Origin of the sequence: Allokutzneria sp. NRRL B-24872, assembly GCF_002155965.1 — a bacterium.
Lineage (GTDB): Bacteria > Actinomycetota > Actinomycetes > Mycobacteriales > Pseudonocardiaceae > Allokutzneria.
The window spans coordinates 1-6,953 of record NZ_MUMH01000079.1 but is presented as its reverse complement, the minus strand read 5'-3'; the positions used below and the strand labels follow the sequence as shown (position 1 = coordinate 6,953).

Annotated in this window: 8 protein-coding genes; all 8 read right to left on the bottom strand. The window is 70.2% G+C overall.

What is annotated here, in order from left to right; genetic code table 11:
• Nucleotides 1-691, bottom strand: a 691-nt coding sequence (ruvB, locus tag CCN37_RS21240; RefSeq protein WP_210408136.1) for a Holliday junction branch migration DNA helicase RuvB, incomplete at its 3' end; no start/stop codon positions are given.
• Nucleotides 692-775: 84 nt separating this feature from the next.
• A complete protein-coding gene (gene ruvA / locus CCN37_RS21235; protein WP_086823831.1) occupies nucleotides 776-1,375 on the bottom strand; it encodes a Holliday junction branch migration protein RuvA in 600 nt (199 codons plus the stop codon).
• Entirely contained in the window at nucleotides 1,372-2,031 is a 660-nt protein-coding gene (ruvC, locus tag CCN37_RS21230) for a crossover junction endodeoxyribonuclease RuvC (RefSeq protein ID WP_086823829.1), read from the bottom strand. The genes ruvA and ruvC overlap by 4 nt, the downstream gene beginning before the upstream one ends.
• A 209-nt stretch (nucleotides 2,032-2,240) precedes the next feature.
• Complete coding sequence (locus tag CCN37_RS21225) at nucleotides 2,241-2,777, bottom strand: DUF4262 domain-containing protein (RefSeq protein WP_086823827.1); 537 nt, start codon at nucleotides 2,775-2,777, stop codon at nucleotides 2,241-2,243.
• A 52-nt stretch (nucleotides 2,778-2,829) separates the two neighbouring features.
• Complete coding sequence (locus CCN37_RS21220; RefSeq protein WP_086823825.1) at nucleotides 2,830-3,333, bottom strand: DUF4262 domain-containing protein; 504 nt, start codon at nucleotides 3,331-3,333, stop codon at nucleotides 2,830-2,832.
• Nucleotides 3,334-3,902: 569 nt separating this feature from the next.
• On the bottom strand, nucleotides 3,903-4,655 hold the full coding sequence (locus CCN37_RS21210) for a YebC/PmpR family DNA-binding transcriptional regulator (protein ID WP_086823821.1): 753 nt from the start codon (nucleotides 4,653-4,655) through the stop codon (nucleotides 3,903-3,905).
• Nucleotides 4,656-4,712: 57 nt separating this feature from the next.
• The gene (gene pdxT, locus CCN37_RS21205; RefSeq protein ID WP_086823819.1) at nucleotides 4,713-5,327 is read right to left on the bottom strand and encodes a pyridoxal 5'-phosphate synthase glutaminase subunit PdxT; all 615 of its coding nucleotides are present in this window, start codon (nucleotides 5,325-5,327) and stop codon (nucleotides 4,713-4,715) included.
• Nucleotides 5,328-5,398: 71 nt separating this feature from the next.
• Nucleotides 5,399-6,817, bottom strand: coding sequence for an amino acid permease (locus CCN37_RS21200; protein ID WP_086823835.1), 1,419 nt, complete (start codon nucleotides 6,815-6,817; stop codon nucleotides 5,399-5,401).
• Between the last annotated feature and the right edge of the window lie 136 nt (nucleotides 6,818-6,953).

Genomic DNA, 6,953 nt, shown 5'->3' with positions numbered 1-6,953 from the left:
CGCGCACCTCGGCGTAGTCGCGGACCCGGCGCAGCAGCCGGTTGGCGATCCGGGGGGTGCCGCGCGAGCGCCCGGCGATCTCCCGCGCCCCGTCGGGGCGCAGGTCCACCCCGAGGATGCCCGCGGCCCTGTTCAGCACCCGTTCCAGCTCCTCGGGCACGTAGAACTCCATGTGCGCGGTGAAGCCGAATCGGTCGCGCAGCGGGCCGGTCAGCGCCCCGGACCGCGTGGTCGCCCCGACCAGGGTGAACGGCGCGATCTCCAGCGGGATGCTGGTCGCACCTGGCCCCTTGCCGACCACCACGTCGACCCGGAAGTCCTCCATGGCCAGGTACAGCATCTCCTCGGCGGGCCGGGCGATGCGGTGGATCTCGTCGATGAACAGCACGTCGCCCTCGGCGAGGTTGGACAGCATCGACGCGAGGTCGCCCGCGCGCTCCAGCGCCGGGCCGGAGGTGACCCGCAACGCGCTGCCCAGCTCGGCCGCGATGATCATCGCGAGGCTGGTCTTGCCGAGGCCGGGCGGCCCGGAGAGCAGCACGTGGTCCGGGGGCGAGCCGCGGCGCAGCGCCCCGGTCAGCACCAGCTCCAGCTGCTCGCGCACGCGGTGCTGGCCGACGAACTCCTCCAGGTTGCGCGGGCGCAGGCTCGTCTCAAGGTCGCGCTCGGCGGGCACCGCGTGCGGGTCCAGGTCCCCGTACCCGTCGCTGGTGTCGTACCCGCCGAAGCCGTCGTCCTGGTCGAGGTCACCGTCGAAGTCGGTCACGCCGCCTGCCTACCGCTTGCGGCCGAGCGTGGCCAGCGCCCTGCGCAGCAGCGCCGGGGTGTCCAGCTCCGCGCCGCCGTCGGCGAGCACCGACTCGACGGCCTGGTCGGCCTGCTTGGCGGTGAAGCCGAGCCCGGCGAGGGCCTCGGTCACCTGCGAGCGCGAGTGGTCGGCGGAGGGAGCCGCGGCCGGCGCGGTGGCCGGGGTCAGCGCGCCGACCTTGTCCCGCAGCTCGATGATCAGCCGCTCCGCGCCCTTGCGGCCGATGCCGGGGACCTGGGTGAGCGTGGTGACGTTGCCGTCGGCCAGCGCGCGGCAGAGCGCGTCCGGCTCCAGCACCGCCAGCGCCGACAGCGCCAGCCTCGGCCCGACCCCGGAGACGGTTTGCAGCAGCCCGAAGAGCACGCGCGCGTCGGCGTCGGCGAAGCCGTAGAGGGTCAGCGAGTCCTCGCGCACCACCAGCGTCGTCGCCAGCTGCGCCTGCTCACCCCTGCGCAGGGTGGCCAGGGTCGCCGGGATGGTGTGCACCGCGAGCCCGACTCCGCCGACCTCGACGACCGCGTGGTCGAGGCCGACCGAGAGCACCGTGCCGCGTACCGAGGAGATCACCTCGTGGTCCCTTTCCTGTTCTGCTCGCGCTCGGCCAGCGAAGACCCGCTCGCCGGGCCGAGCCCTGTCGCCGTGGCGGCGCGCAACTTACCCGTCCCGGTCCGCGCCGCCGTGCGCAGCCGGGTCTGGTGCGCGCGGGCCAGCTCCGCCGCGCGCGCCTTGGCCTCGGAGAGCCGTGACTGCATCGGCGCGCGCCACAGGTGGCAGATCGCCAGGCCGAGCGCGTCGGCGGCGTCGGCGGGCCTCGGCGGCTCCGCGAGCCCGAGCACGCGCGTCACCATGGCCGTGACCTGCGCCTTGTCCGCGCGGCCGGAGCCGGTGACCGCCGTCTTCATCTCGCTCGGCGTGTGGAAGTGCACCGGCAGGCCCCGGCGCGCCGCCGCGAGGGCCACCACTCCGGCGGCCTGCGCGGTGCCGATCACCGTGCTGACGTTGTTCTGGCTGAAGACCCGTTCGATCGCCACGACCTGTGGGCGGTGGCGGTCCAGCCACTCCTCGACGCCGTCGGCGACCAGCAGGAGCCTGCGCGCGAGGTCCAGCTCCGCCGGGGTGCGCACCACGCCGACGTCGACGAAGCGCACCGTCCGCCCGGAGCCGCCGTCCACCACGCCCAACCCGCATCGGGTCAGTCCCGGGTCGACCCCCAGCACCCGCACGTCACCACTCCCGCCACCCGCAAGGCCCGAACACTCGTTCGAAACCTTACGGGTCGACCGGGACCGAGCGTCCGAGGGACACGCACTCCCTCGCCCGGTCGCCCCGTCGCCGGAACGGGATCGGCCAGAACCCGACAGCACCCCGGTCCCGCGCTCAACGATGATCGACAGAGGACTTGGGGCCCCGCGTCAGCGTGGCCGGACCGGCGTCACGGGCCGGTGACGCCGGACATCCAGGTCTCCGGTGCCCCGCTGTCGGTGAGCACCGGAAGGCGCGCCCTCGCCCTCGGGTCGGCTCCGCTCTGCCACGGCCACACCCGGTCCTCGTCCGGCCACAGCATCTGCAGCACCGGGAACTCGCCGTCCGGGTACAGGAAGAACCCCGAGGCGAGCCATTCCGGGTAGTGGCGCGGCCCGACGAACTCGAACATCACCGGATAGCCGTCGAAGAAGCCGTCGTAGCCGACGCCGGGCTCGAAGGTCTCCCCCGCGATGATCCGCTCCGCGTAGCACTGCACCAGTTCCGCCGCCAGGGCTCGCGGCGCGATCACCAGCACCTCGGGCGCGCGGTGGATGCACCACAGCCCCACCGAGTACACGAATCCCGGATGGCTGCGGCCCTGCTGGGGATCGTGCTCCCCCTGGACCGCGACCATCGAGAAGTCGTGCTCGGCGACCCTGCTCATCAGTTGTCTGCGCACGTCCTCGACCGAGGCTCCGCCGCACATGTCACACATCGACTCCATCTCCCTCACTGGACCGACCCATTCGAACACATGTTCGAACGGGTCGCCAGTCTCAGGGGCCGTCGAAGCCGGGAGTCCAACTTTCGGGTGAGCCGGAGTCGGTGAGCACGGGCTGGTAGTCGGCGAAGCCGGGCGGCGCGTCGGCCGACCACGGCCACTGCCCCTCCGGGGTGCGCGCGATCATCTGCACCGCGGGGAAGTCACCGTTGGGGTGCAACAGGAACGCGCTGCCGAAGAACTGCGGGTAGTACGGCTTGGCCACCTTCTCGAAGGTCACCGGGCAGTTCACCAGGAACCCGCCGTAGATCCCCCCGGGCGCGAACCGCTCGCCCGCGCTGGCCCTGGCTACGTAGTCGTTGATCACCACCTGGGAGACCTCCGGCGGCAGCCCGATCGCCACCACCTCGGCCAGCCCGAACCGCCGCCACGCCCCGACCGAGAACGCGTACGGCGGGTGGTCCTCACCCTCGATCTGGATCACCGCGACACCGTGCGCCTCAGTGGTCTCCAGCAACCACCGGCGCAGCTGCTCGTCGTCCTGCTGGAGCGGCGTCATCGGGCCACCCCCGCCCGGAACCGGGAGGCCAGCGGTGACACGGGGAGTACAGACACACTCAGCACGTGGCCATTCTGCCGGGCGATGCCCACCCATCGGTGTAACAGCCTCGCCACACTCTCCGCCACTGATGCCCTGAACGACCCCTTCGGGTACTTGAACGCACTGAACGGGTCATTCAGGTACCTCAACGCGTCAAACGAGCCGTTCGCTCACCCTCGGAGAGCACGCACGACCCGCCTCCCAACGCACCACGCCCGCCCCGCCCCGCCGCTCCCGCTCGGTCCCGAACGGGTCCTTCGGGTACCTGAACGCACTGAACGACCCGTTCAGTGCGCTCAACGCGTCAAACGAGCCGTTCGCTCGCCGCCACCACCACGCGATCCCCTGCTCCACGCACAGCCCGACGGCCCTCTCAACCACCTCAATGACTCGTTCAGCACGTTCAACGGACCAAACGCGGCATTGGCGGGGGCGCGGGAGGAGGCGGAAACGCGAGAACCGCGCCGGGACGTGGAGTCCAGGGGCGCGGTTCTCGGCGGGAGTGCGGGAGTGCGGGTCAGGCGGTGTTAATCCTCGAGGGCGGCCATGACCTCGTCGGAGACGTCCACGTTGGAGTAGACGTTCTGCACGTCGTCGCAGTCCTCCAGCGCGTCGATCAGCTTGAAGACCTTGCGCGCGCCGTCGACGTCGACGGGGACGCTCATGTCCGGGACGAAGTTCGCCTCGGCCGAGTCGTAGTCGATACCGGCCTTCTGCAACGCGGTGCGCACGTCGACGAGATCGGTGGGCTCGGAGACCACCTCGAAGCTCTCGCCGAGGTCGTTGACCTCCTCGGCGCCCGCGTCCAGCACCGCGCCGAGCACGTCGTCCTCGCCGAGCTCGCCCTTGGCCAGCAGCACGACGCCCTTGCGGTTGAACAGGTAGGACACCGAGCCCGGATCGGCCATGTTGCCGCCGTTGCGGGTCATCGCGGTGCGGACCTCACCGGCCGCGCGGTTGCGGTTGTCGGTCAGGCACTCGATCAGCACGGCGACGCCGTTGGGGCCGTAGCCCTCGTACATGATCGTCTGGTAGTCCGCGCCACCGGCCTCGGCGCCGGAGCCGCGCTTCACCGCGCGCTGGATGTTGTCCATCGGCACGGAGTTCTTGCGCGCCTTCTGGATGGCGTCGAAGAGCGTCGGGTTGCCGTCGGGGTCGGCGCCGCCGGTGCGCGCCGCGACCTCGATGTTCTTGATCAGCTTGGCGAAGAGCTTGCCTCGCTTGGCATCGATGGCGGCCTTCTTGTGCTTCGTGGTGGCCCACTTGGAGTGGCCGCTCATCTCTCCTCCAGGTCCAGCCGTCCGGGACGGCGGTAGCGGATGTCGTCGGGCTTCGGCCTAGGCGCCGCGCACCATCTCGGTGAACAGGCGGTGCACCCGCCCGTCGCCGGTGAGCTCCGGGTGGAAGGCGGTGGCGAGCACGGAGCCCTGCCGAACCGCGACGATCCTACCGGCGGCCTCCCCGGCGCTCGCGGACTCCGGCACGGTGGCCAGGACCTCGACCCCGGCACCGGCGGACTCCACCCACGGGGCGCGGATGAACACCGCGTGCAGCTGGCCGATCCCGGCGAAGTCGAGGTCGGCCTCGAAGGAGTCGACCTGGCGGCCGAAGGCGTTGCGGCGCACCGTCATGTCCACGGCGCCGAGCGGGTGCTGGTCGGCGCGGCCGTCGAGCACCTTGCTGGAGAGCATGATCATCCCGGCGCAGGAGCCGTAGGCGGGCAGGCCGTCGGCCAGGCGCTGGCGCAGCGGCTCCAGCAGCTCGAAGACCTCCAGCAGCCTGCTCATGGTGGTGGACTCGCCGCCGGGGATGACGATGCCGTCCACCTCGGCCAGCTCCTCGGGGCGGCGCACCGGCCGGGCGAGGACGTCGCACTCGGCGAGGGTGAGCAGGTGCTCGCGGACATCACCCTGCAGGGCGAGCACGCCGATGACGGGCTGAGCGGTGGACACGGGTCCCTCCCCTGGAAACGACGAAACTCCTAGACCGGTCGGGTGACCAGCCTAGGAGTTCGCGTCAGTGATCAGACAACCGGCTGCTTGTCCTCGGGGTCGTTGCTCCGAGAGGAGGTCGCCGCCTGCTCGGCCGCGATCGAGTCCGCGGCGGAGGTCATCAGGTCGGCGTTCTTCGCCTGGCGCGCGCTGACGAGCTTCCAGCCGACGAACAGCACGATGGCCAGCACCGGGATCAGGTAGAAGGCGATCTTCTCAGGGCCCGAGGAGAAGCCCATCGAGCCCACGACCAGTACCAGGAAGCCGATGCTGAGCCAGTTGGTGATCGGCGCTCCGGGCATCCGGTACGAGGGCCGCTCGATCTCCCCGGCGTCGGCCTTGCGCTTCAGCCTGATCTGGCAGTACAGCAGCGTGATCCAGGTGGCGATGACGCCGAGCGAGGCCACCGAGGTCGCGATGTCGAACGCCTCGTGCGGGACGAAGGCGTTCATGAACACGCCGAGCACGTAGACCACGGCGGTGAAGATGACACCGCCGTAGGGGACGTGGCGGGCACTCATCCGGCCGACGAAGGACGGGGCCTCGCGCTTGTCCGCGAGCGAGCGCAGGATGCGGCCGGTCGAGTAGAGACCGGAGTTGCACGAGGACATCGCGGCGGTGAGCACGACCAGGTTCATGATGTGACCGGCGGGCTCGAAGCCGAGGCGGGAGAACACCGTGACGAACGGGCTCTCGCCAGCCGAGTACAGGGTCCAGGGCAGGACCATCGTCAGCAGCAGCACCGAGCCGACGTAGAAGATGCCGATCCGGTAGACGACGCCGTTGATCGCCTTGGGCAGCACGGACTTCGCGTCCTTGGTCTCACCAGCGGCGATGCCGACCATCTCGATGGCCGAGTAGGCGAAGATGACCGCCTGGAAGGTCATGAAGACGACGCCGAGCCCCGCGGGGAACAGACCGCCGTGCCCGGCGACGTTGGTGACGCTCGCGGTGACACCGCCACCCATGTCGGCGTTGGTGATGACCAGGCTGATGCCGACGAAGAGGAAGACCACGATCGCGGTCACCTTGATGACGGAGAACCAGAACTCCAGCTCACCGAAGAGCTTCACGCTGAGCAGGTTGACGCCCAGCAGCACCACGAGGGTGATCAGCGCGGTCGCCCAGCGGGGGAAGGAGGACTCCGGCACCCAGTGCGAGACGTAGATCGCCACGGCGGTGATCTCGGCGATGCCGGTCATCGCCCAGTTGACCCAGTACATCCAGCCGGAGGTGAACCCGGCCCAGGGACCGACGAACTCGCGGGCGTACTCGACGAAGCTGCCCGAGGCCGGGCGGTGCATCACGAGTTCGCCGAGGGCACGCATCACGAAGAACGCGACGATGCCGCAGATGGCGTAGGAGAAAATCAGCGCGGGGCCAGCCGTGGCGAGCCTTCCACCGGCTCCGAGAAAGAGACCGACGCCGATGGCGCCGCCGATCGCAATCATCTGGACCTGGCGCTTGCTCAGCGACTTGGCATAGCCGTCATTCGACTCGATCGCGTCGTCGAGCTCAGGCTTTATGGACGAACTCACGGTGAGATGCCTCCACAGGCGTCGTTCTCTAAGGGCTGTCTCGTAAGTC

Bases quoted from the DNA above. Each gene is read 5' to 3' on its own strand.
- CCN37_RS21225 (WP_086823827.1), bottom strand. From the start codon at position 2,777: ATGGAGTCGATGTGTGACATGTGCGGCGGAGCCTCGGTCGAGGACGTG.
- CCN37_RS21210 (WP_086823821.1), bottom strand. From the start codon at position 4,655: ATGAGCGGCCACTCCAAGTGGGCCACCACGAAGCACAAGAAGGCCGCC.
- CCN37_RS21200 (WP_086823835.1), bottom strand. From the start codon at position 6,817: ATGATTGCGATCGGCGGCGCCATCGGCGTCGGTCTCTTTCTCGGAGCC.
- CCN37_RS21220 (WP_086823825.1), bottom strand. From the start codon at position 3,333: ATGACGCCGCTCCAGCAGGACGACGAGCAGCTGCGCCGGTGGTTGCTG.